2 protein-coding genes are annotated in these 1256 nt (G+C 66.4%); both read right to left on the bottom strand.

Annotated elements, in window-relative coordinates; genetic code table 11:
* Nucleotides 1-771: tyrosine-type recombinase/integrase (locus tag G3446_RS26770; RefSeq protein WP_164456692.1), on the bottom strand; the 771-nt coding region annotated here is incomplete at its 3' end.
* Nucleotides 768-1256, bottom strand: a 489-nt coding sequence (locus G3446_RS26765; protein ID WP_164456691.1) for a tyrosine-type recombinase/integrase, incomplete at its 5' end; no start/stop codon positions are given. The genes G3446_RS26770 and G3446_RS26765, both read right to left, overlap by 4 nt.

The raw sequence follows: 1256 nt of genomic DNA, 5'->3' as shown, positions 1-1256 counted from the left end.
CAAGGTGCGAGCCGCAAATCGGTGGCGCATGTCATGAATACGCGGCCCCCGCCCATGGCCGCTCGCGGCGGCGCGCAAGCCGATGCGTTGAGAGAGTTTCGCGAAGGTGTAACGTGCACTCCAGTCCGTGATGCGTTTGCCCCGCTCGGAGAGGAAGAATGCCGGCGTCGCCGGTTGTGGAAACACCCGTGCTCTTTGTCCGTCGTAGCGCTCGAGCGCCTCGCGGGTTGAGCGATGCACCGGGACCAAGCGTGACTTGCCGAACTTCGTGCGGCGGATGGTCAGGAGTCCTTGCGCCAAATCGACATCCGCACGATCGAGCATAAGCGCTTCGCTCACCCGCAGGCCCGTGATGGCCAGCAGACCAAACAGCGTCGCGTAGCTACAGGCCCTCAAGCCATTGGCGGAGGGCAGCTCGGTAGCCGCGGCCAACAGCCGATCGATCTCCTCATCGCTGTACAGGTAGGGCGGGTGACGGTGGTAGCGTTCAGGCAGGAGGCCATCCGCCGGAATCTCGGTGCGCGGATCGCTCACGCGCCGCCAGCGGGCGAAGCCGCGGACCATGCCCAGGCGTCCCGCCCAGGTGGCTGGCTGCGCGTCGGTGGGTTGCTCCGCCCAGCGAACCGCCAACGCCTGGGTGATGTAGGGCGCCTCGTTGGCATCCAGAAAGGCGACAAAGTTGCGCAGCAAGCCCGCCGGTCGCCGCAGCGCGAAACCCAAGCTCCGGCGCACGGCAAGATACTCCTCCAAGGCGTCATGGAGTGCGCTCATCGCCCACCTCCGATGTCCGGCCAGGGTTGGGCCAGGGCGCTCAGACCCGAGAGGTCGACTTTGGCATAGATCTCCGTGGTATTCGGCGAGTGATGACGCAGCACTTGGCCGATTTCGGCCATGGAGGCGCCCCCGCGAAGCAGCTCCGTTGCCAGGGTGTGCCGAAGGATGTGGGCGCCCTTGGCCGGTGGTTCGAGACCAACGCGCTCCAGGGCACGTCGCACGAGGGTTGAGACGGTTGACGGTCCCGCAAAGCCTGAATAAGGCGCCTGCAGGCGCACGAAGACCCGACGCGAGCGGGTCGCGGGCCGCGCCTGACGCAAATAGGCGGCCAGCGCCTCTCCGGGCTCCGTCAGGAGCGGCAAGCGCTCGTGCACCAGGCCTTTGCCGCGAATGGTCACTTCGCCTGCTCGCCAATCGATGTCATCGATGTCGAGGGTGACGACCTCACTGGCGCGCAATCCCAGGCGAGCGAGGAGCATCAG

It is taken from the genome of Thiorhodococcus minor (assembly GCF_010820565.1).
In the GTDB taxonomy this organism is placed as follows: domain Bacteria; phylum Pseudomonadota; class Gammaproteobacteria; order Chromatiales; family Chromatiaceae; genus Thiorhodococcus; species Thiorhodococcus minor.
This window is presented reverse-complemented; position numbering and strand designations above follow the sequence as displayed.